The organism is Pseudomonas sp. LBUM1671 (assembly GCF_059695685.1).
In genome coordinates this window covers 850,631-872,579 of sequence record NZ_CP166782.1, presented here as the reverse complement: position 1 = coordinate 872,579, position 21,949 = coordinate 850,631, and the positions used below count along the sequence as shown (strand labels likewise).

At 57.8% G+C, this 21,949-nt stretch carries 19 protein-coding genes and 2 tRNA genes; 2 read left to right on the top strand and 19 right to left on the bottom strand.

Translation table 11 applies throughout. From position 1 onward, the window contains the following. Positions 1–7 precede the first annotated feature (7 nt). From nusA to rlmE, 10 genes are all read right to left on the bottom strand, one after another. Positions 8–1,489, bottom strand: a complete 1,482-nt coding sequence (nusA, locus tag ACA060_RS03850; protein WP_008024459.1) for a transcription termination factor NusA — start codon at positions 1,487–1,489, stop codon at positions 8–10. A 47-nt stretch (positions 1,490–1,536) separates the two neighbouring features. Then, positions 1,537–1,995 (bottom strand): ribosome maturation factor RimP, encoded by a 459-nt coding sequence (gene rimP / locus ACA060_RS03845; RefSeq protein WP_010463487.1) that lies wholly within the window; start codon positions 1,993–1,995, stop codon positions 1,537–1,539. A 138-nt stretch (positions 1,996–2,133) separates the two neighbouring features. Further along, positions 2,134–2,210, bottom strand: a tRNA-Met gene (locus ACA060_RS03840). Positions 2,211–2,306: 96 nt separating this feature from the next. Then, positions 2,307–2,392: transfer RNA gene (locus tag ACA060_RS03835), tRNA-Leu, on the bottom strand. Positions 2,393–2,414: 22 nt separating this feature from the next. Next, complete coding sequence (gene secG, locus ACA060_RS03830; RefSeq protein ID WP_010463489.1) at positions 2,415–2,798, bottom strand: preprotein translocase subunit SecG; 384 nt, start codon at positions 2,796–2,798, stop codon at positions 2,415–2,417. A 4-nt stretch (positions 2,799–2,802) separates the two neighbouring features. Then, on the bottom strand, positions 2,803–3,558 hold the full coding sequence (tpiA, locus tag ACA060_RS03825) for a triose-phosphate isomerase (RefSeq protein WP_497315525.1): 756 nt from the start codon (positions 3,556–3,558) through the stop codon (positions 2,803–2,805). A gap of 66 nt (positions 3,559–3,624) precedes the next feature. Beyond that, positions 3,625–4,962, bottom strand: a complete 1,338-nt coding sequence (gene glmM / locus ACA060_RS03820; protein ID WP_497315523.1) for a phosphoglucosamine mutase — start codon at positions 4,960–4,962, stop codon at positions 3,625–3,627. Between the two features lie 16 nt (positions 4,963–4,978). Continuing rightward, positions 4,979–5,830: a dihydropteroate synthase gene (gene folP / locus ACA060_RS03815; RefSeq protein WP_497315521.1), complete on the bottom strand. Its 852-nt coding sequence runs from the start codon at positions 5,828–5,830 to the stop codon at positions 4,979–4,981. Positions 5,831–5,838: 8 nt separating this feature from the next. Continuing rightward, positions 5,839–7,752, bottom strand: coding sequence for an ATP-dependent zinc metalloprotease FtsH (gene ftsH, locus ACA060_RS03810; protein ID WP_109627910.1), 1,914 nt, complete (start codon positions 7,750–7,752; stop codon positions 5,839–5,841). Positions 7,753–7,954: 202 nt separating this feature from the next. Continuing rightward, positions 7,955–8,584, bottom strand: a complete 630-nt coding sequence (rlmE, locus tag ACA060_RS03805) for a 23S rRNA (uridine(2552)-2'-O)-methyltransferase RlmE (RefSeq protein ID WP_008005470.1) — start codon at positions 8,582–8,584, stop codon at positions 7,955–7,957. 105 nt (positions 8,585–8,689) lie between these two features. Between rlmE and ACA060_RS03800 the strand changes: the two genes are divergently transcribed. After that, on the top strand, positions 8,690–8,998 hold the full coding sequence (locus ACA060_RS03800) for a YhbY family RNA-binding protein (RefSeq protein WP_008057408.1): 309 nt from the start codon (positions 8,690–8,692) through the stop codon (positions 8,996–8,998). 9 nt (positions 8,999–9,007) lie between these two features. Here the strand turns inward: ACA060_RS03800 and ACA060_RS03795 are convergent, their stop codons facing one another. From ACA060_RS03795 to grpE, 8 genes are all read right to left on the bottom strand, one after another. Beyond that, complete coding sequence (locus tag ACA060_RS03795) at positions 9,008–9,412, bottom strand: MFS transporter (protein WP_497318173.1); 405 nt, start codon at positions 9,410–9,412, stop codon at positions 9,008–9,010. Between the two features lie 28 nt (positions 9,413–9,440). Then, entirely contained in the window at positions 9,441–9,917 is a 477-nt protein-coding gene (gene greA, locus ACA060_RS03790) for a transcription elongation factor GreA (RefSeq protein ID WP_010463507.1), read from the bottom strand. Continuing rightward, positions 9,914–13,135: a carbamoyl-phosphate synthase large subunit gene (carB, locus tag ACA060_RS03785; protein ID WP_497315519.1), complete on the bottom strand. Its 3,222-nt coding sequence runs from the start codon at positions 13,133–13,135 to the stop codon at positions 9,914–9,916. The genes greA and carB overlap by 4 nt, the downstream gene beginning before the upstream one ends. A gap of 121 nt (positions 13,136–13,256) precedes the next feature. Then, positions 13,257–14,393: a glutamine-hydrolyzing carbamoyl-phosphate synthase small subunit gene (carA, locus tag ACA060_RS03780; RefSeq protein WP_045060050.1), complete on the bottom strand. Its 1,137-nt coding sequence runs from the start codon at positions 14,391–14,393 to the stop codon at positions 13,257–13,259. A gap of 258 nt (positions 14,394–14,651) precedes the next feature. After that, positions 14,652–15,455 carry a 4-hydroxy-tetrahydrodipicolinate reductase gene (gene dapB / locus ACA060_RS03775; RefSeq protein WP_109627907.1) on the bottom strand — a complete coding sequence of 268 codons (804 nt, stop codon included), beginning with the start codon at positions 15,453–15,455 and terminating at the stop codon, positions 14,652–14,654. 10 nt (positions 15,456–15,465) lie between these two features. Continuing rightward, the gene (dnaJ, locus tag ACA060_RS03770) at positions 15,466–16,590 is read right to left on the bottom strand and encodes a molecular chaperone DnaJ (protein WP_109627906.1); all 1,125 of its coding nucleotides are present in this window, start codon (positions 16,588–16,590) and stop codon (positions 15,466–15,468) included. A 297-nt stretch (positions 16,591–16,887) separates the two neighbouring features. Then, complete coding sequence (dnaK, locus tag ACA060_RS03765) at positions 16,888–18,804, bottom strand: molecular chaperone DnaK (protein ID WP_109627905.1); 1,917 nt, start codon at positions 18,802–18,804, stop codon at positions 16,888–16,890. Between the two features lie 102 nt (positions 18,805–18,906). Further along, positions 18,907–19,473 (bottom strand): nucleotide exchange factor GrpE, encoded by a 567-nt coding sequence (gene grpE / locus ACA060_RS03760; protein ID WP_109627904.1) that lies wholly within the window; start codon positions 19,471–19,473, stop codon positions 18,907–18,909. A 240-nt stretch (positions 19,474–19,713) separates the two neighbouring features. Here grpE and recN point away from each other — a divergent pair, with 240 nt between their 5' ends. Further along, on the top strand, positions 19,714–21,387 hold the full coding sequence (gene recN / locus ACA060_RS03755) for a DNA repair protein RecN (RefSeq protein ID WP_497315515.1): 1,674 nt from the start codon (positions 19,714–19,716) through the stop codon (positions 21,385–21,387). A 75-nt stretch (positions 21,388–21,462) separates the two neighbouring features. On the opposite strand, the gene fur is transcribed toward recN, so the two are convergent. After that, the gene (fur, locus tag ACA060_RS03750) at positions 21,463–21,867 is read right to left on the bottom strand and encodes a ferric iron uptake transcriptional regulator (protein ID WP_003197684.1); all 405 of its coding nucleotides are present in this window, start codon (positions 21,865–21,867) and stop codon (positions 21,463–21,465) included. Positions 21,868–21,949: the final 82 nt, after the last annotated feature.

The window sequence follows — 21,949 nt, the reverse complement described above, 5'->3', positions numbered from 1 at the left end:
CGCCTAATTACTCGAACCAGTGGGCTCGGGCGGCCATGATCAACTTGCCGGCACGATCATCGTCAATGCCGTCGATGTCGAGCAGATCGTCAATAGACTGCTCGGCCAGGTCTTCGCGGGTAATTACGCCGCGCACCGCCAGTTCCATCGCCAGATCCTTGTCCATACCCTCAAGCGAGAGCAGGTCTTCGGCCGGATGGGCGTCTGCCAGCTTTTCCTCAGTAGCGATGGCTTTGGTCAACAAACGATCCTTGGCGCGAGCGCGAAGCTCGTTGACGGTTTCTTCGTCAAAGCCGTCGATGTTGAGCATTTCTTCCAACGGTACGTAGGCAATCTCTTCCAGGCTGGTGAAGCCTTCATCTACCAGCACCTGTGCCAGGTCTTCGTCGACTTCCAGCTCGTCGATGAAGTTGCGCAGGATGTCGCCGGTTTCTGCTTGCTGCTTAGCCTGGATGTCCGATTCGGTCATCACGTTCAGGGTCCAGCCAGTCAATTGGCTAGCCAGACGCACGTTCTGACCACCGCGACCGATGGCCTGAGCCAGATTGTCTGCGCCAACGGCGATGTCCATTGCATGGGCATCTTCGTCAACGATAATTGCCGCAACCTCAGCCGGGGACATGGCGTTGATTACGAACTGAGCCGGGTTGTCGTCCCACAGGACGATATCAACACGCTCACCGCCCAACTCACCCGACACTGCCTGGACGCGCGAACCGCGCATACCGATGCAAGCGCCTTGCGGGTCGATGCGTTTGTCTTTCGAGCGGACCGCGATCTTGGCGCGCGAACCCGGATCACGGGACGCAGCCATTACTTCGATCAGGCCTTCAGCGATTTCCGGCACTTCGATGCGGAACAACTCAATCAGCATTTCCGGCGCGGTACGCGACAGGATCAGCTGCGGGCCGCGGTTCTCGGTGCGGATTTCCTTGAGCAGCGCACGCAGACGCACGCCAACCCGGAAGGTTTCGCGAGAAATGATGTCTTCACGAGCCAGCAACGCTTCAGCGTTGTTGCCCAGGTCGACGATCACGTTGTCGCGGGTGACTTTCTTCACGGTGCCGGAGATGATTTCCCCCAGGCGCTCGCGATAGGCGTCAACGACTTGAGCGCGCTCGGCTTCGCGAACTTTCTGCACGATGACTTGCTTGGCAGTCTGTGCAGCAATGCGGCCGAACTCGATGGATTCGATTTTCTCTTCGACTACATCACCTACCTGGGCACCCGGGTGCGTTTCCGCAACCTTGCTCGGCCAGGTTTCGATGGCCGGATCATCCAGGTCTGCTTCTTCGACGACCGTCCAGCGACGGAAGGTCTCGTAAGCACCGGTGTGGCGATTGATTTCCACACGCAGATCGACTTCGTCCTCGAAACGCTTTTTGGTAGCAGTGGCCAGAGCCAGCTCCAGCGCTTCAAAAATAACGTTTGCCGGTACGCCCTTTTCATTGGATACCGACTCAACAACCAGCAGTACTTCTTTGCTCATCGTACGCCTCGCCTTTCGCAAGCCATTGGATCCGCGGGATCCGCGTCTCAGTCAAAACTGGGAATAATGTTGGCCTTGTCGATCATATCGATCGGCAACAGGAATTCATGGTCTTCTACCTGCACCACGACGTCCTGCTCTTCTACACCGCGCAGAAGGCCCTGAAAGTTGCGTCGTCCTTCAAAAGGCGAGCGCAGCTTGATCTTCACTTGTTCACCGGCAAATTTTGCAAACTGCTCAATAGTGAACAGTGGGCGTTCCATGCCAGGCGAGGAAACTTCAAGGGTGTATTCAACGGCGATTGGATCTTCAACATCCAGGACACCGCTGATCTGACGGCTGACGATGGCACAATCGTCCACCAGCACACCGCCCTCTTTATCAATATAAACGCGCAACATTGAGTGGCGACCTTGAGCCGAAAACTCAATACCCCAGCATTCATAGCCCAGGGCCACGACCACCGGGGCCAACAAGGCCTGCAACTCTTCTAGCTTGCTCGACACCTGAACCCCCTCGTGCATGTATGTGCATGCTATGCAAAATAAAAAAATGGGCGAAACGCCCATCCTTGAAACGCCGTCGAACAGCGGCGTAGAAAGTGTCCAGCTAACAAAAAGCCCCTTAAAAGGGGCTCCTTAAACTGGTTGCGGGGGCCGGATTTGAACCGACGACCTTCGGGTTATGAGCCCGACGAGCTACCAGACTGCTCCACCCCGCGACAAAGCTGGGGCGGAAGTATACGACCGATCCCTGACAGGGTCAATGTAACCTTCCACCTACAAGAAAGCCCGCAACAGCGGGCTCTCCTGATAATTGGTACCGAGAAGGGGACTCGAACCCCTACACCCTATGGGCACAACCACCTCAAGGTTGCGTGTCTACCAATTCCACCACCTCGGCAATACTACGTTTGAAACCCTTCTTACTTTTGCTCTTGAGCTGGAGGCACGTCAGTCGCTGGAGTAGCCGACTTTTGCTCTTGAAGCACCGGTACATCATCAGAAGCCGGTTGTTGCTTTGGAACTTCCAACACTGCCGGGTTTGGCAAACCTACTTGAGTCAGCTGTTGAGCTTTCTCTTTAGCAAAGTAACCTAACCCTAAGCTGGTTATGAAGAAACCGGCGGCAAGTATAGCAGTAAACTTACTAAGAAAGGTAGAGGAACCTTGGCTTCCGAACACAGTATTTGAAGCACCTGCTCCGAAAGACGCGCCAGCATCCGCACCTTTACCCTGCTGCAGCAATACCAGAGCAACTACGCCCAATGCACCCAGCAGATGAAAAACGACTACGACTGTTTCCAGCATTTTTTCAGTTTCCCGCGGCGCGACAGATCGCACCGAACTCATCTGCATTCAGGGAAGCTCCACCAATGAGCCCCCCATCGATATCCGGCATGCCGAACAGTTCGACCGCATTGGCCGCCTTCACGCTGCCGCCGTATAGAAGCCGCACACCTTGTGCGACTTCAGAATTCTCTGCCGCCAACTGAGCGCGGATGGCTGCATGCACATCCTGCGCTTGTTGCGGCGAAGCAGTCAGCCCGGTGCCAATGGCCCAGACCGGCTCGTAAGCAATCACTGCATTTGCAAAGGCACCGACACCCAGCTCTTCTATGATACTGCCTAGCTGACGCCCGACAACCTCAAGAGTTTTCCCGGCTTCGCGCTGCTCAAGGGTTTCCCCTATGCACAACACCGGAATCAAGCCACATGCCTGTGCCGCCGCGAACTTGCGAATCAGCACACCGTCCTGCTCGCCCATAATCTGGCGGCGTTCGGAGTGCCCGACAAGAACCAGGGAACAACCTGCATCCACCAACTGACTCGGTGCAACTTCACCGGTCAAAGCGCCTTGCATGGATTCCACCGCAGAGTTCTGCGCGCCGATCGAAATCGACTTACCGCCCAAACCATCAATCACTTGATTGATATGCAAGAAAGGCGGGAATACCGCTACATCAACACCGCTCGGCAAGGCCAGATGACGAAGGCCATTGATCAGCTCAGCGACGCTGGCGCGGGTACCGTGCATCTTCCAGTTACCAGCTACCATAGGGCGACGCATGCTGTACCTCGTCGGTCAAAGTGGGCGCAGATGTTACCCAACACAATCATGGCTGGCAAGCCGAATTCAGGCAGAAACTTCAGTAACCAGTTTTGCCAGCTCTTCGGCGTAACCGCGAACCTGTGTTTCGTCCTCGCCTTCAACCATCACCCGCACCAGTGGCTCTGTCCCGGACTTGCGCAACAGCACGCGCCCACGACCAGCCATAGCCTCGGTGACACGGGCGCTGGCTTCCATGACTGCCAGATGGTCGAGCGGACTCGCACCACCGCCGAAACGGACATTGATCAGCACCTGGGGGCACTTGCGCAACGCTTGACGAGCCTGCGCCAGACCTTCGGAACGAGTCTTCAGCGCCATCAGCACCTGGAGTGCAGCGATGATCGCATCACCTGTGGTGGTGTGATTGAAGCAGACGATATGACCCGAGTTCTCACCACCTACCAACCAGTTGCGCTCCAGCAGGTCGGCGATCACATAACGGTCGCCGACGTTGGCACGCACAAAAGGAATCGATAGATCCGCCAGAGCCAATTCCAGCCCCAGGTTACTCATCAATGTGCCGACCACACCGCCTTGCAGTTTGTCGCGCTCATGCAGATCGCGGGCAATGATGTACAGCAGCTCGTCACCATCAACAATGGCGCCAGTGTGATCGACCATCAGGACGCGATCACCGTCACCATCGAAGCCAATACCCAGATCGGCGTGCTCGGCCAATACGGCAGCCTGCAATGGGCCCATATGGGTCGAACCACAATTGTCATTGATGTTCAGGCCGTCAGGCTGGGCGGAAAGCACAACGACTTCGGCACCCAGCTCGCGGAAAACGCTAGGTGCAACCTTGTAGGTCGCGCCATGAGCGCAGTCGATCACTATCTTCAGGCCAGAGAAGTTGGTACCGGTCGGTACGCTGCTCTTGCAAAATTCGATATAGCGGCCAGAGGCGTCGTTGATTCGCGACACTTTACCTATCTTGCTCGACTCAACGACGGTCATCGGGGTGTCGAGCAACTCTTCGATCATCAGTTCGACTTCGTCCGGCAGCTTGGTGCCCTTTCCGGAAAAGAACTTGATGCCGTTGTCGTCGTGAGGATTGTGCGAGGCACTGATCACGATACCGGCTTCAGCATGAAAGGTGCGCGTCAGGTAGGCGATCGCCGGCGTCGGCATCGGGCCCAACAGCATCACGTCAGCACCTGCCGACGTCAGCCCGGCCTCGAGCGCGGACTCGAACATGTAACCGGAAATCCGGGTGTCCTTGCCAACCAACACCTTGCAGGCGCCCATTTTTCGGAACGCCATGCCTGCGGCCCAACCAAGCTTGAGCATGAAATCAGGAGTAATCGGGTATTCGCCGACCCGACCACGAATACCGTCGGTGCCAAAATATTTTTTGCTCATAAGTGCTCCATCATTCTTATTCGGCTGATTCCACTGCGGCGATCATCCGCACCACGTCCACTGTTTCGGCTACATCATGGACGCGCAATATACGCGCACCCTTGGCCGAAGCCAGCGCCGCGAGCGCCAGACCGCCAAACAGGCGTTCTCCAACCGGGCGATTCAAGGCCTGACCTATCATGCTCTTTCGCGAAACCCCGACCAAGAGGGGCCGCCCCAAGAGATGCAGGGCTTCCATATGCTTGAACAAGCTTAGATTGTGCTGCAAGGTTTTCGCGAATCCAAAGCCAGGATCAAGAATAATCCGCTCGGCCGGAATTCCCGCTAACGCACATTGGGCCATGCGCTCAGAGAGAAACTCGCCGACCTCTTTGGTCACGTCCCCGTAGTGCGGATTATCCTGCATGTCACCCGGTTCACCGAGCATATGCATCAGACACACCGGCAATCCGGTGGCGGCTGCCGCATCCAGAGCACCGTCTCGACGTAGCGAGCGCACATCATTGATCAAACCCGCCCCGAGCCGTGCGGTTTCGCGCATGACTGCGGGAGTGGAAGTATCGACCGAAATAATGACATCCAACTCGCGACTGATGCACTCAACGATAGGCGCTACGCGCTCCAGCTCCTCAAGAGGCGAAACCGCCCTTGCTCCGGGCCGCGTCGATTCGCCACCGACATCTATCAGCGTGGCGCCCGCCGCAACCATCGACTCGGCGTGGCGCAAGGCCGCATCGAGCTGGCTGTATCGGCCGCCATCAGAAAAGGAATCGGGAGTGACATTGAGAATGCCCATGACATGCGTCTGGGCCAAATCAAGAACCCGGTTGCCGCAAGGCAACCGGGTTGAGGACTGAACAGAAGTCATTTCAAACCTTAGACGTCAGCAGCCGGACCGCCGATCGGTGTTTCCGGACGCTCATCCTGCACCACCGGAGGTGTCCCGGAAGTACCGGTGCCACCGCCCGACCAATCGCGTGGTTCGCGAGGCGTACGACCGGCCATGATGTCATCGATCTGATCGGCATCGATCGTCTCGTATTTCATCAAGGCGTCAGCCATGGCGTCGAGCTTGTCACGGTTATCCGTGAGGATCTGTTTGGCCGTGCCGTAGCACTGGTCAATGATGCTGCGCACTTCGGAGTCGATCAGCTTGGCTGTCTCACCGGAGAAGCTCGCACCCTGACCACCGCCGCCGCGACCGAGGAACACTTCGCCCTCTTCTTCGGCATACATCAACGGACCGAGTTTTTCCGACAGCCCCCACTTGGTCACCATGTTCCGCGCAATCTGGCTGGCGCGCATGATGTCGTTGGACGCGCCGGTGGTAACACCGTCGAAGCCCAAGGTCATTTCTTCAGCGATACGGCCACCGTACAGCGAGCAGATCTGGCTGATCAGTGCACGCTTGGACAGGCTGTAGCGATCTTCTTCCGGCAGGAACATGGTCACACCCAGCGCACGACCACGCGGGATAATCGACACCTTGTAGACCGGATCATGCTCTGGCACGACACGACCGACGATAGCGTGGCCTGCTTCGTGATAAGCGGTGTTCTGTTTCTCTTTTTCGGACATGACCATGGATTTGCGCTCAGCGCCCATCATGATCTTGTCCTTGGCCAGCTCGAATTCTTTCATTTCGACGATGCGCTTGCCGGTACGGGCTGCGAACAATGAAGCTTCGTTCACCAGGTTAGCCAGGTCCGCACCGGAGAAACCAGGGGTACCACGTGCGATCACTGCAGGAGCGACGTCGTCACCCATTGGCACTTTGCGCATGTGAACCTTGAGAATCTGTTCACGACCACGAATATCCGGCAGCCCGACCACAACCTGACGGTCGAAACGGCCTGGACGCAGCAACGCAGGATCCAGTACGTCAGGACGGTTGGTTGCGGCGATGACGATGATGCCGTCATTCATTTCAAAGCCATCCATCTCAACCAGCAATTGGTTGAGCGTCTGCTCGCGCTCGTCGTGACCGCCACCCATGCCGGCGCCACGGTGGCGACCGACGGCGTCGATTTCATCGATGAAGATGATGCATGGCGCGTGTTTCTTAGCCTGCTCGAACATGTCGCGAACACGACTGGCACCGACACCGACGAACATCTCGACGAAATCGGAACCGGAAATGGTAAAGAACGGCACTTTGGCTTCGCCGGCAATCGCCTTGGCCAGCAAGGTTTTACCGGTACCCGGAGGCCCCACCATCAGCACGCCGCGTGGAATGCGGCCGCCCAGGCGCTGGAACTTGCCCGGATCACGCAGGAACTCGACCAGCTCACCCACTTCTTCCTTGGCTTCGTCGCAACCGGCAACGTCACCCAAGGTGGTTTTCACCTGATCTTCGGAGAGCAGGCGCGCCTTGCTCTTGCCGAAGCTCATCGGCCCGCCCTTGCCGCCTGCACCGCCCTGCATCTGCCGCATGAAGAACATGAACACGGCGATGATCACCAGGATCGGGAAGCTTGCAACGAGGAGTTGAGTCCAGATGCTTTGCTGCTCAGGCTGCTTGCCTTCGACCACAACGTGGTTATCCACGAGGTCGCCGATCAGACCGTTGTCCTGGATGGCAGGACGAATGGTCTTGAAGCTGTCGCCATCGTTGCGTTTGCCGGTAATCACATAGCCGTCAACCGCTACGCGCTCGACCTTGCCATCCTTGACCTGCTGGATGAAGTCGGAATAGTTGAGGGTCTGCGGCTCGTTAGGGCTGGAGAAGTTGTTCATCACTGTCACCAGGACAGCCGCGATGATCAACCACAGGATCAGATTCTTTGCCATATCGTTCAATTAACTACCCTCTGAAGCAAGCTCCGCTAATGGCGCGCGCTTCGCATGATATTCACCGGCCTAACTTACTACATTACCTACGACTCTGGCAGGCGCCGTCTGTAACCCTTTGTGAAACACTTTCTACACAATATTCGCTAATGCTCACGGGGCGAAATACGAAAAACCTATCGACCCGCAAAAAAACCTCGATTTACTCACTCCGGCCGCGGTAGCCCCAAGCCAGCATGTATTGCTCGCGGGAACTGCCGCGGGAAGAGTCCGGCTTGATCATCTGGACCTTGTCGAATTTCTGACGAGCGTCCTTCACGTAAGCATCAAACCCTTCGCCCTGAAACACCTTGATCACGAAATTACCACCCGGTTTGAGTATCCGAGCCGCCAGATCAAGAGCCAGCTCACATAGAAACATGGCTTTTGGCATGTCCACCTCAGGCGTACCACTCATATTGGGGGCCATATCGGAAATCACAAGGTCCACCTGCGAATTACCCACGGCTTCAAGGATCTGAGCGAGCACTTCGTCCTGGGTAAAGTCACCCTGGATGAAAGTCACGTCCGGAATGCTGTCCATTTCCAGGATGTCCGAGGCGATTAGACGCCCCTGACCACCGATCAGCCGACTAGTGACCTGCGACCAGCCGCCGGGCGCCGCTCCCAGATCGACAACGCTCATACCCGGACGGATCAGTTTGTATTTCTCCTGGACCTCCAGAAGCTTGTAACTCGCACGCGAGCGATAACCATCCTTCTGCGCCTGCTTCACATAGGGATCATTGACATGTCTTTGCAGCCATTTAAGGCTTGTCTTGGAACGGGCCACGGGCCACCTCGAAAATAAAACGGGTCGTGATTAACTGGGCGGTCCGGGACTCGCTCGGGTAAACTGGCCGCCGCTTTTTACAAGATCAGACGCAGGGGTCAGATTATGCCGCTCACTCAAGAGCAGAAGAAACAGTACAAATCCATTGGCCACCATCTGAAACCAGTTTTGATTGTGGCTGACAACGGTTTGACTGAAGGTGTGTTAGCCGAACTTGAACGCGCTTTGGCGGATCACGAGCTGATTAAAATCAAGCTCAACATCCTCGATCGCGAGTCGCGCCTGGCGAACATTGCAGAACTGTGCAAGGTCGGCAAAGCGGACCTGGTTCAGGTCATCGGCAAGATGGCACTGATTTATCGCAAGAACTTCAGCGTCAACAAGCAGCTGTCGAACGTTCATCGCTTCAAGTGATGGCAAGGGTCAAGGGTGTGCTTCGCGCACCCTGCCACTCCATCCAGGCACCGGCTGCAACACCAGCACCAGCCCGGAAAGCCCCAGAACCAGATAGCTGAACACCTGCCAACGCACTGCATCCGGCCAACCGACTCGCACCGCGAAAAACATCCCGCACGCATACAGTGCCATCAGCAGCATTTGCCCGCGAATATCGCGCCATAGACTGGCAAGGCCCTCGGCCTGAACCAGCACCAAAGCCTGAAAAATCACGCACGCTGTGGCGAATCCCACCATCAGCGTATTCAGCACGCCTGCAATTTCGTCGATCAGCAGCGGCGCCAGGCCTATCTGGCCCAGCACCGGCAGCAGACCAATGTGTAACAGCCACAAGCCACCCACCCATAACATCTGGGCCAGCTGCCAAAGCATGGCGCCCGCACGGAGCGGGCGCCGTCTTTCAGATGTGGCGGACTTCGACAATCTCGTACTCGATAACGCCACCCGGCGTTTTCACGGCAACCACATCACCCTCTTCCTTGGCGATCAAGGCGCGGGCCAGTGGAGAGCCGACCGAAATCTTGCCGAGTTTGAAGTCAGCCTCATCCTCACCCACGATGTGGTAAGTGACGCTTTCATCAGTCTCGACGTTGGCGATTTCAACGGTAGTGCCGAAAATCACTTTGCCGGTGTGAGGAATGGTCGTGACGTCGATGATGACCTGATTCTGAATCCGGCCCTCGATGTCACGAATCCGCGCCTCAACCATCCCCTGCTGCTCGCGGGCCGCGTGGTATTCGGCGTTTTCCTTCAAGTCACCCAACTCGCGGGCCGTGCCGATATCCTGGCTGAGCTTCGGACGGACGACCTTGGTCAGGTGAGCGTGTTCTTCTTCCAGGGCTTTCGCGCCCTGGACGGTCATTGGGTACTTGATCATGCCTTCAATCCTGCGTGTAGATCCTGCAAGCGGCGCACGGTCTTCTCGGGACCGAACTTCAGCGCTTCGCAGATGGCTTCGCCAGCAGCAATGGTGGTGGTGCAGTAGATCTTGTGCTGCAAGGCATTACGACGAATGGAGTACGAGTCGGCGATCGACTGACGACCTTCGGTGGTGTTGATGATCAGGGTGACTTCGTCATTCTTGATCATGTCGACCACGTGCGGACGACCTTCAGTCACCTTGTTCACACGACGCACTTTCAGGCCTGCCGCTTCGATCAGCTTGGCAGTCCCGGCAGTGGCGACCACTTCGAAGCCCAAGTTGATCAGATCACGGGCCACGCCTGCAACCAGTGGCTTGTCATCATCGCGCACGCTGATGAACGCGGTGCCGCCGGTCGGCAGCACTTCGCTGGCGCCCATCTGGGCCTTAGCGAACGCTTCGCCGAAGGTGTCGCCCACGCCCATCACTTCACCGGTGGACTTCATCTCTGGGCCCAGGATCGGGTCCACACCAGGGAATTTGGCGAATGGGAACACCGCCTCTTTCACGCTGTAGAAGTTCGGAATGATTTCTTTGGTGAAGCCGATTTCTTTCAGGGTTTTACCGGCCATGACGCGAGCCGCGATCATTGCCAGGGAAACACCGATGCACTTGGACACGAACGGTACGGTACGGGAAGCGCGCGGGTTGACTTCGATGACGTAGATGTCTTCGCCTTGCAACGCCAACTGAACGTTCATCAGGCCGACAACGCCCAGTTCCAGGGCCATTTTCTTGACCTGTTCGCGCATTTCGTCCTGGATGTGCGCCGGCAGCGAGTACGGCGGCAGGGAGCATGCGGAGTCACCTGAGTGAACGCCGGCCTGCTCGATGTGCTGCATGATCGCGCCGATCACCACGTCGGTGCCGTCGCAGACCGCATCCACGTCCATTTCGATGGCGCAGTTGAGGAAGTGGTCAAGCAGCACCGGGCTGTCGTTGGACACTTTCACCGCGTCACGCAGGTAGCGCTTGAGCTCTTCTTCTTCGTAGACGATTTCCATCGCGCGGCCGCCCAAAACATAGGACGGACGAACCACCAGTGGGTAACCGATCTTGGCCGCGGCACGAATCGCTTCGTCTTCGCTGCGCACGGTGGCGTTTGGCGGCTGACGCAGGTTCAGACGCTCAACCATTTGCTGGAAGCGCTCACGGTCTTCGGCTCGGTCGATGGCGTCAGGGCTGGTGCCGATGATCGGTACGCCGGCTTCTTCCAGGGCACGCGCCAGTTTCAGCGGGGTTTGGCCGCCATACTGGACGATCACACCTTTTGGCTTCTCGACTCGGCAGATTTCCAGCACGTCTTCCAGGGTCACTGGCTCGAAGTACAGGCGATCAGAGGTGTCGTAGTCGGTGGAAACGGTTTCCGGGTTGCAGTTGACCATGATGGTCTCGTAACCGTCTTCGCGCAGGGCCAGTGCCGCGTGTACGCAGCAGTAGTCGAACTCGATGCCCTGGCCGATACGGTTTGGACCGCCGCCGAGGATCATGATCTTGTCGCGACCCGACGGCGCTGCTTCGCACTCTTCCTCGTAAGTCGAGTACATGTAGGCGGTGTCGGTGGCGAACTCGGCCGCGCAGGTGTCAACGCGCTTGTAGACCGGGAAGATCTCGAGCTTGTGACGGTGGCGACGCAGAGCTTTCTCGGTCACGCCCAGCAGCTTGGCCAGACGCATGTCGGAGAAGCCTTTGCGCTTGAGCTTGAACATCAGGTCGCGGTCGATGCTGGCCAGACCCAGGGTCTTGACCTTCTCTTCGTCCTTGATCAGATCTTCGATCTGCACCAGGAACCACGGGTCGATCATGTTCATGCCGAAGATGTCTTCGACCGACAGGCCCGCGCGGAACGCGTCAGCCACGTACCAGATACGCTCGGCGCCCGGCACGGTCAGCTCGCGCTTGAGGATGCTCATGCTTTCCGGATTGCTCAGGTCGAGCTTCTCGTCCAGGCCGCAAACGCCTACTTCCAGACCGCGCAGGGCTTTCTGCAGGGACTCCTGGAAGGTCCGGCCGATGGCCATGACTTCACCGACCGACTTCATTTGAGTGGTCAGGCGCGCGTCGGCTTTCGGGAATTTCTCGAAGGCGAAGCGTGGCAGCTTGGTCACGACGTAGTCGATCGACGGCTCGAAGGAGGCCGGAGTAGCGCCGCCGGTGATTTCGTTCTGCAGTTCGTCCAGGGTGTAGCCGATCGCCAGCTTGGCAGCGATACGCGCAATCGGGAAACCAGTGGCTTTCGAGGCCAGGGCCGAAGAGCGGGATACACGGGGGTTCATCTCGATCACGACCATACGGCCAGTATCGGGGCAGATGCCAAACTGAACGTTGGAGCCGCCGGTTTCCACGCCGATCTCACGCAGCACCGCCAGGGAGGCGTTACGCATGATCTGGTATTCCTTGTCCGTCAGGGTTTGTGCCGGAGCAACGGTGATCGAGTCACCGGTGTGCACGCCCATCGGGTCAAAGTTTTCGATGGAGCAGACGATGATGCAGTTGTCCTTCTTATCGCGGACAACCTCCATCTCGTACTCTTTCCAGCCGATCAGGGATTCGTCGATCAGCAGCTCTTTGGTCGGCGACAGATCGAGACCACGGGCGCAGATTTCTTCGAACTCTTCGCGGTTGTAAGCGATACCGCCACCGGTGCCGCCCATCGTGAAGGAAGGACGGATGATGCATGGGAAGCCGAGCTTTTCGAGGACCGCGTTAGCCTCTTCCATGCTGTGGGCGATACCCGAACGCGGGCAGTCCAGGCCGATGGATTTCATCGCCTTGTCGAAACGCGAGCGGTCTTCAGCTTTGTCGATGGTGTCAGCGTTGGCGCCGATCATCTCTACGCCGAACTTCTCCAGAACGCCTTCGCGCTCCAGATCCAGTGCGCAGTTCAGAGCGGTCTGGCCACCCATGGTCGGCAGCAGCGCGTCCGGACGCTCTTTCTCGATGATCTTGGCAACGGTCTGCCATTTGATCGGCTCGATGTACGTGGCGTCAGCCATGTCCGGGTCGGTCATGATGGTCGCCGGGTTGGAGTTCACCAGGATGACGCGGTATCCCTCTTCGCGCAGGGCTTTGCAGGCCTGGGCGCCGGAGTAGTCGAATTCGCAGGCCTGGCCGATCACGATCGGGCCAGCGCCGAGAATCAGGATGCTTTTTATGTCTGTACGTTTTGGCATGGGTTTGTCACTCAAATCCGCAGGTCAGTCGGCAAGCCGTCTTGTTCAATCTGTGAAGCCTTGAGGGGGGCCGCCGGTGTTCGGGACCGCCCCTCAAGCTATGCAACATCAAGGCGAGCGATTAGCGTCGCTTGGCCATTTCGTTGATGAAGCGATCGAACAATGGCGCTACGTCGTTCGGGCCAGGGCTGGCTTCAGGGTGACCCTGGAAGCTGAAGGCGCTCTTGTCGGTACGTTCGATGCCTTGCAGGGTGCCGTCGAACAGCGACTTGTGAATCGCGCGAACGTTGGCTGGCAGGGTCGCTTCGTCTACCGCAAAACCGTGGTTCTGGCTGGTGATCATCACCACACCGCTGTCCAGGTCCTGGACCGGGTGGTTGGCACCGTGGTGGCCATGACCCATTTTCAGGGTCTTGGCGCCGGAGGCCAGGGCCAGTAGTTGGTGGCCAAGGCAGATGCCGAATACCGGAATTTCGGTTTCGAGCACGTCCTTGATCGCCTGGATCGCGTAGTCGCAAGGCTCCGGATCACCAGGGCCGTTGGACAGGAACACGCCGTCAGGCTTCATCGCCAGAACGTCGGCGGCTGGCGTTTGCGCCGGCACTACGGTCACGCGGCAACCGCGCTCGACCAGCATGCGCAGGATGTTCAGCTTGACGCCGTAGTCGTAGGCCACCACGTGATACGGCAGCTCGGAGGCGTCGATAGTCGCGTGGCTGTCGGTTTTCAGGTCCCAGACAGTCGAGCGCCATTCGTACTGCTCTTTGGTGCTGACGACTTTCGCCAGGTCCATGCCTTTGAGACCAGGGAAACCCTGGGCTGCGGCGATGGCGGCTTCTTCGGAGATGTTGTCACCGGCCATGATGCAGCCGTTCTGCGCGCCTTTCTCACGCAGGATGCGCGTCAGGCGACGGGTGTCGATACCGGCGATGGCCACAACGTTGTTGGCTTTCAGGTAATCGGACAGGGACATCGTGTTACGCCAGTTGCTCGCAACCAGCGGCAGGTCACGGATGACCAGGCCAGCGGACCATACGCGGTCGGACTCGGCGTCTTCCGGCGTGGTGCCGGTGTTGCCGATGTGCGGGTAAGTCAGGGTAACGATCTGTTGGGCGTAGGAAGGATCGGTAAGGATTTCCTGATAGCCGGTCATGGCGGTATTGAACACCACCTCACCAACGGTTTGACCGTCGGCTCCAATTGCTTCGCCGCGAAAAATGCTGCCATCAGCAAGGGCGAGTATGGCTGGCTTAGTCAAGAAGACCTCCCGTAAATAAAGCCTGAAAGGGCGATCGCAGGTGTAAAAAAGCGGAGTGACGTATGGACACGTCACCCCGCTCATTCACTGAATTATTCTGCGCGCTTTTAGTGAACACACTAAAGCTGTAGCTTACAGAAAAAGGCATTTTTGGTCTACCGCCAATGAGCCTTAAAGGCCGGAGAATGCGACAGGACGTCGCTTGGCGGAGTAAAACCGGGCTCAAACGCTGTGTTTGAACCCGATTTCAGGCACTTCTTAACGCAGGTCGAGCACGTCTTGCATGTCATAAAGGCCAGGCTCGCGACCGTCCAGCCACAAAGCAGCGCGTACGGCCCCCTTGGCGAAGGTCATGCGACTGGACGCTTTGTGCGTGATTTCGACACGCTCACCATCGGCGGCGAACAGCACGGTGTGATCACCAACGATATCACCGGCACGCACCGTGGCGAAGCCAATGGTTTCGCGAGCACGAGCACCGGTCTGACCTTCACGACCGTAGACCGCCACTTTCTTCAGATCACGCCCCAGCGCATCGGCAATCACTTCACCCATGCGCACGGCAGTACCAGACGGCGCATCAACCTTATGCCGATGGTGGGCTTCAGTGATTTCGATATCGACATCATCACCCAACACACGCGCAGCGGTGTCGAGCAGCTTCAGGCACAGGTTGACGCCGACACTGAAGTTCGCCGCAAAGACAATCGGAATGTCCTTGCCCGCTTCCGCCAGCAGCTGCTTCTCTTCAACGCTGAAACCGGTGGTACCGATGATCATCGCTTTATGATGCTTGCGGCAGAACGCGAGGTTCTTCAGGGTCACCGTCGGATGCGTGAAGTCGATCAGCACGTCGAACTCGTCGACCACGCGATCCAGATCACCCGACAACGGCACACCAATACGACCCAGCGCAGCCAGCTCACCGGCATCGGCGCCGACCAGCGAGCTGTCCGGACGATCAATGGCCGCCGTCAGACCGGCGCCCGGCTGTTGCTGCACGGCTTCGATCAGGGTTTTGCCCATGCGCCCGGCGGCGCCCATCACTGCAATACGTCGCATGCCTGTCTCCTTACAAATCGCCGAAGAAGCGCTTCACGCCTTCGAACCAACCGGTGGTTTTCGGCGAATGGCTGTTGTCGTCTGCCAGCGAGCTGCGGAACTCTTCCAGCAATTCGCGCTGACGACGGCCCAGGTTGACCGGGGTTTCGACCGCCACACGGCACATCAAGTCACCGGCACCGCCGCCACGCACGGGCGCAACGCCTTTGCCGCGAACACGGAACTGCTTGCCGGTCTGGGTCCCTTCAGGGATTTTCAGTTTGACTCGACCATCAAGGGTCGGAATCTCCAGCTCGCCGCCCAGCGCAGCATCAACGAAGCTGATAGGCACTTCGCAGAACAGGTGCTTGCCGTCACGCTGGAAGATCGCGTGCTCGCGCACATTGATCACCACGTACAGGTCGCCCGTCGGACCGCCCTGCGCACCCGCCTCGCCTTCGCCGGACAGACGAATGCGATCACCGGTATCGACACCGGCCGGCACTTTCACCGAAAGGGTTTTGTACTCTTCCACACGGCCTTCGCCGTTGCAGGAGTTGCACGGGTCGGAAATGATTTTGCCTTGGCCATGGCAACGCGGGCAGGTCTGCTGCACCGAGAAGAAGCCCTGCTGCATGCGCACCTGGCCGATACCACCGCACGTCGGGCAGGTGACTGGCGAGGAGCCTTTTTTGGCACCCGAGCCGTCGCACGGTTTGCAGTTGACCAGTGTCGGAACGCGGATATTCACCGTCGTGCCGCGCACCGCTTCTTCCAGGTTCAGCTCCAGGGTGTAGCGCAAGTCGCTGCCGCGCTGGGCGCCGCCACGAGAACCGCCGCGACCGCCACCGAAGAAGTCACTGAAGACATCACCAAAGATGTCGGAGAAGTTCTGACCACCAAACCCGGCACCGCCGCCACCCATGCTCGGGTCGACGCCGGCATGACCGTACTGATCGTACGCCGCGCGCTTGCTGGAATCGGACAGCACTTCGTAGGCCTCGTTGGCCTCTTTGAACATCTCTTCCGACGCTTTGTCGTCAGGATTACGGTCCGGGTGGTGCTTCATCGCCAGGCGACGGTAGGCCTTTTTCAGGTCCGCTTCGCTTGAGCCACGCTCAACACCCAATACTTCGTAATAGTCACGCTTTGCCATAAGTCTTTGCACTCTTAAGGACGTTCGGCAAACCCCTCCTGAGCCTCGCCAAACTCGTTGAGCCCCAATACAGGCCCGGACCCAACTCACGTCAATTCAACGATCCTGGTCTTTGATTCAATGCGGTACTTTCGGCTCGAAAAGCAGGAGCATTCCCGGCCATACCATCAGCATCCGAGCGTTGTCGCATGCTGTAAAAATTCGCTAACTCCAGACACGCCAACGCGGGAGCAAGCTCCCGCGCGGCGACATCCTACCAGTCACCGCCTGAAGGCAGTCAACCGGGCGACCAACAACTTACTTGTGGTCTTTGACTTCTTCGAACTCGGCATCGACAACGTCATCAGCCTTTTCAGCCTTGTCGTCCTGCGGTGCCGCGCCTTCAGCAGGCTGAGCCTGTTCGGCGTACATCTTCTGCGCCACTGGAGCGGAGACTTTCGACAGCTCTTCAACCTTGGCTTCGATTGCAGCCTTGTCGTCGCCTTTGACAGCGGCTTCCAGGGCAACAACAGCGGCTTCGATTGCAGTCTTCTCTTCAGCAGTCACCTTATCGCCAGCATCAGCGACCATTTTGCGCGTCGAGTGAACCAGTGCATCACCCTGGTTACGGGCAGCGGCCAGCTCTGCGAACTTGCTGTCTTCCTCGGCGTTGGCTTCAGCATCGCGAATCATCTGCTGAATCTCTTCCTCGGACAGACCCGAGTTGGCCTTGATCACGATCGACTGAGTCTTGCCGGTGGCCTTGTCTTTGGCGCCTACGTGCAGGATGCCGTTGGCGTCGATGTCAAAGGTCACTTCAATTTGTGGCACGCCACGTGGTGCTGGTGGAATCTCGGCCAGGTCGAACTTGCCCAGGGACTTGTTCTGAGCGGCTTGCTTACGCTCGCCCTGCAGTACGTGAATGGTCACGGCGCCCTGGTTGTCGTCGGCAGTCGAGAACACTTGCGATTTCTTGGTAGGAATCGTGGTGTTTTTCTCGATCAGCGCGGTCATCACGCCACCCATGGTTTCGATACCCAGGGTCAGCGGGCTGACGTCGAGCAGCAGAACGTCTTTCACGTCACCAGCCAATACGGCGCCCTGGATCGCAGCACCCATGGCAACAGCTTCGTCCGGGTTAACATCTTTACGAGCTTCTTTACCGAAGAACTCGGTCACCAGCTTCTGAACCAGTGGCATACGGGTCTGACCACCTACCAGGATCACGTCGTTGATCGCGCCAACGTCGATACCGGAGTCTTTCAGAGCGATGCGGCAAGGTTCGATGGTGCGCTGAACCAGGTCTTCTACCAGCGCTTCGAGCTTGGCGCGGGAGATTTTCACGTTCAAGTGCTTGGGACCGGTGGCATCTGCAGTGATGTACGGCAGGTTCACGTCGGTCGACATGCTCGAGGACAGTTCGATCTTGGCTTTTTCAGCGGCTTCTTTCAGGCGCTGCATGGCCAGCGGATCACCTTTAAGGTTCATGCCGCTTTCTTTCTTGAACTCGTCGACGAGGTAGTCGATCAGACGAATGTCAAAGTCTTCACCGCCCAGGAACGTGTCACCGTTGGTGGCCAACACTTCGAACTGGTGCTCGCCATCGACTTCAGCGATTTCGATAACGGAAACGTCGAAAGTACCGCCGCCCAAGTCGTAAACGATCACAGTGTGATCGCCCTTCGCCTTGTCCATACCGTAAGCCAGAGCGGCTGCGGTTGGTTCGTTGATGATGCGTTTTACGTCCAGGCCAGCAATACGGCCGGCGTCTTTGGTGGCTTGACGCTGGCTGTCGTTGAAGTAGGCCGGAACGGTGATCACCGCTTCAGTCACTGGCTCGCCGAGGTAGTCTTCGGCGGTCTTCTTCATTTTCTTCAGAATTTCAGCCGAGATCTGTGGCGGCGACATTTTCTGGCCGTTCACTTCTACCCACGCGTCGCCGTTGTCAGCCTTGGCGATTTTGTAAGGCACCATCTTGATGTCTTTCTGAACGACTTCTTCGTCGAACTTACGACCGATCAGACGCTTCACCGCGTACAGGGTGTTATGCGGATTGGTCACAGCCTGACGCTTGGCCGACTGGCCAACCAGGATTTCGCCATCGTTGGCGTAAGCGATGATCGACGGCGTGGTACGCGCGCCTTCAGCGTTTTCAATAACTTTGGCTTTGCCGTTTTCCATCACGGAGACGCAGGAGTTGGTAGTCCCCAGGTCGATACCGATAATTTTGCCCATGTTCACTCTCCCGAAACTTTGGATTTGGTTGCCGCAGCAGTGGTGGCTAACTGCGGTAGCACTTAAACGCTTGACTTCTAAATGGGGGCCTTGCGGCTAATTTCAAGCCTGCTCATCAATAGAAGGCGAAACTGGCGCAGGGGCCTTGCTGACCACAACCATGGCCGGGCGCAGCAGACGACCGTTGAGCTGATAACCTTTCTGGAACACCTTGAGAACGCTGTTCGGCTCTACGTCGGCGCTTTCCTGCATGGCCATCGCCTGATGAAGAACGGCGTTGAACGGTTCGCCATGCGGATCGATCGCTTCCAGCTGATAACGCTTCAGGGTGTCCTGGAACATTTTCAGAGTCAGCTCGATGCCTTCGCGCATTGGACGGATGCTTTCGTCATCCGGGTTGGACAACTCCAGACCCCGCTCCAGGCTGTCGATAATCGGCAACAAATCGCCCGCAAATTTTTCCAGGGCGAATTTGTGCGCTTTTTCTACATCTTGCTCGGCGCGACGGCGGACGTTCTGCAGATCAGCCGCTACACGCAAAGCTTGATCATGAGCGCCAGCCAATTGCTCTTCGAGCACTTGTACACGAGCCGCCAGCTCATCACCCGAATCCTGGGCAGCCTGATCGGCGTCTAGATTTTGCGTATCCACTGTCTGTTCGTCAGCCATAGAATTCTCCTTTCAATAACGTCCGCGAGCTCAACTCGCGCTTCTGTCCCGGTATATGGGGCCGCAAAAATCAGCTTCAAGGGGTGGACTGCGATTAACCCTACAAAAAACGCTGCATTGCGATTGCTCGACGGACCAAGCATTTCGTCAGACCGAGCAAATCGAGCTAAGAGGGGGCATTGTCAGCCGCAAATAAAACACTGTATAAATAACCAGACCTAAAGCCTGGGAGCGGCCTTTATGCTGGTGCACCTGTCCGTACATAACTACGCCATCGTTGAACATCTCGATCTCGAACTCGATCGCGGGATGAGCGTGATAACCGGGGAAACCGGCGCCGGCAAGTCGATCATGCTCGACGCCCTCGGCCTGACCCTGGGCGATCGCGCCGACAGCGGCGTGGTCCGTCCCGGCGCCGACAAGGCCGACATCCTCGCAACCTTCGACCTGGTCGACATCCCGGAAGCCAGCGCCTGGCTGGCCGAACGCGATCTGGAGAGCGATGGCCCGTGCATCCTGCGTCGGGTGATCACCGCCGAAGGACGCTCGCGCGGCTATATAAACGGCACGCCCTGCCCGCTCGGAGATCTCAAGGCCCTCGGCGAACTGCTGATCGATATCCACAGTCAGCACGAACACCAATCCCTGCTCAAGACCGACACCCACCGCCGCCTGCTGGACGAATACGCCGGCGCCACCGACCTTGCCCGCCAGGTACAACTGGCAGCCCAACGCTGGCGCCAGACTCGCCAGGAGCTGGAGCGTCTCTCCAATTCCGGCGACGAGCAGCGCGCTCGCCATCAATTACTCAGCTATCAACTTGAAGAACTGGAAAACCTCGGTCTCGGCGAAAACGAGCTGGAGCAACTGGAACAGGAACACAAGAACCTCACCAACGCCGAAACCCTGCTGGGTATCTGCCGGCAAGTGGTCGAGCAATGCAGCGAAAGTGATTCCGGGAATGTCCTGAACGCGCTGACCGCCAGCCTTAATCGTCTATCGAGCGTCAATAACTCGATCGGCGCACTGGGCGAAGCCAGCAGCCTGCTGACCAGCGCACAGATACAGGTTGAAGAAGCCGTCGGTGAACTGAACCGCTTCCTCGACAATTTCGACGCCGACCCGGCACGACTCCAGTACCTGGAAGAACGCCTGGACGCGATCTACACCATGGCGCGCAAGCATCGCATCCGGCCGACCGAGGTCGCGGAGATGCAGCAGCGTTTGCTGGATGAAATCGAAACCCTGAACGCCAACGACGAATCCATCGAGCGACTGAGCGATGAGCTGGCTTCTTATGCCCGTCATTATCAGGAGAAGGCTCGGGAGCTAAGTGATTTGCGTCATCAAGCCTCGAACAGCCTGGCCAGTGCAGTGGAGCAGGAAATCCAGCGCCTGGGCATGCCCGGTGGGCGCTTCACCATCGAATTACGCCCAAACAGCAGCGATGAACTGCTGCCTAATGGACTTGAGCAGGTAGAGTTGCTGGTCAGCGCTAACCCCGGCCAGCCATTGAAAGCCTTGGCCAAAGTCGCTTCAGGCGGTGAGTTGTCGCGGATCAGCCTGGCTATCCAGGTGATCACCGCGCAGACCTCGCGCGTACCGACGCTGGTGTTCGACGAAGTGGACGTGGGCATCGGCGGCCCAACTGCCGAAATCGTTGGCCAATTGCTGCGTCGCCTTGGTGAGCGCGGACAGGTGCTGACGGTGACTCACTTGCCGCAAGTGGCCGCTCAGGGCCATCAACATCTGTTCGTGCACAAGGTGCGCGGCGAGGAGGCAACCCACACGGCTGTTTCCAAGTTGAGCAAGAATGATCGCGTCGAAGAAGTGGCGCGGATGCTGGGCGGCATCGACCTGACCAAGGAATCCCTGGCTCACGCGAAAAAAATGGTCGTCACCGCAAAAATTTGAGAACGGCAGAAAGCACGAAGGCGACCACGGGGTCGCCTTCGCTCGTTTCGCGAATGTGAAATTCGCGCGACATGCTTACTTTTTCTTGCGCACGTACAGCACCAGATTGTGATCAACCATCTCGAAGCCGTACTTGTCGACGATGGCTTTCTGCAGGCGCTCGATTTCTTCGTCGAAGAATTCGATCACTTCGCTGGTTTCGACGTTGACCATATGGTCGTGATGCTTGCCGTCATCCAGCTCGAAGACCGCATGGCCTCCGTCGAAGTTGTGCCGCACCACAAGGCCAGCTGCCTCGAACTGAGTCAGTACACGGTAAACCGTGGCCAGACCGACGTCCTCACCAGCCTCCATCAGCGCCTTGTAAACATCCTCGGCACTCATGTGGCGTTGCTCGGCGGAATCGAGCATTTGCAGAATTTTGACCCGTGGAAGGGTCACTTTGAGGCCGGCTTTGCGTAGTTCGCTATTTTCAACCATGGTCAGCTTTCTCGCGATGCTGCTTCGCAGCTTCTCTTAATGCGGGTATGATCGGCGTTTACGTTGTCCCAGCCAAGATAGT

What these genes read in the sequence shown, in the direction of transcription:
- nusA (WP_008024459.1), bottom strand. Translation starts at nt 1,489, where the DNA reads ATGAGCAAAGAAGTACTGCTGGTTGTTGAGTCGGTATCCAATGAAAAG.
- secG (WP_010463489.1), bottom strand. Translation starts at nt 2,798, where the DNA reads ATGCTGGAAACAGTCGTAGTCGTTTTTCATCTGCTGGGTGCATTGGGC.
- tpiA (WP_497315525.1), bottom strand. Translation starts at nt 3,558, where the DNA reads ATGCGTCGCCCTATGGTAGCTGGTAACTGGAAGATGCACGGTACCCGC.
- glmM (WP_497315523.1), bottom strand. Translation starts at nt 4,962, where the DNA reads ATGAGCAAAAAATATTTTGGCACCGACGGTATTCGTGGTCGGGTCGGC.
- folP (WP_497315521.1), bottom strand. Translation starts at nt 5,830, where the DNA reads ATGACTTCTGTTCAGTCCTCAACCCGGTTGCCTTGCGGCAACCGGGTT.
- ftsH (WP_109627910.1), bottom strand. Translation starts at nt 7,752, where the DNA reads ATGGCAAAGAATCTGATCCTGTGGTTGATCATCGCGGCTGTCCTGGTG.
- ACA060_RS03800 (WP_008057408.1), top strand. Translation starts at nt 8,690, where the DNA reads ATGCCGCTCACTCAAGAGCAGAAGAAACAGTACAAATCCATTGGCCAC.
- ACA060_RS03795 (WP_497318173.1), bottom strand. Translation starts at nt 9,412, where the DNA reads ATGCTTTGGCAGCTGGCCCAGATGTTATGGGTGGGTGGCTTGTGGCTG.
- greA (WP_010463507.1), bottom strand. Translation starts at nt 9,917, where the DNA reads ATGATCAAGTACCCAATGACCGTCCAGGGCGCGAAAGCCCTGGAAGAA.
- carB (WP_497315519.1), bottom strand. Translation starts at nt 13,135, where the DNA reads ATGCCAAAACGTACAGACATAAAAAGCATCCTGATTCTCGGCGCTGGC.
- dapB (WP_109627907.1), bottom strand. Translation starts at nt 15,455, where the DNA reads ATGCGACGTATTGCAGTGATGGGCGCCGCCGGGCGCATGGGCAAAACC.
- dnaJ (WP_109627906.1), bottom strand. Translation starts at nt 16,590, where the DNA reads ATGGCAAAGCGTGACTATTACGAAGTATTGGGTGTTGAGCGTGGCTCA.
- dnaK (WP_109627905.1), bottom strand. Translation starts at nt 18,804, where the DNA reads ATGGGCAAAATTATCGGTATCGACCTGGGGACTACCAACTCCTGCGTC.
- grpE (WP_109627904.1), bottom strand. Translation starts at nt 19,473, where the DNA reads ATGGCTGACGAACAGACAGTGGATACGCAAAATCTAGACGCCGATCAG.
- recN (WP_497315515.1), top strand. Translation starts at nt 19,714, where the DNA reads ATGCTGGTGCACCTGTCCGTACATAACTACGCCATCGTTGAACATCTC.
- fur (WP_003197684.1), bottom strand. Translation starts at nt 21,867, where the DNA reads ATGGTTGAAAATAGCGAACTACGCAAAGCCGGCCTCAAAGTGACCCTT.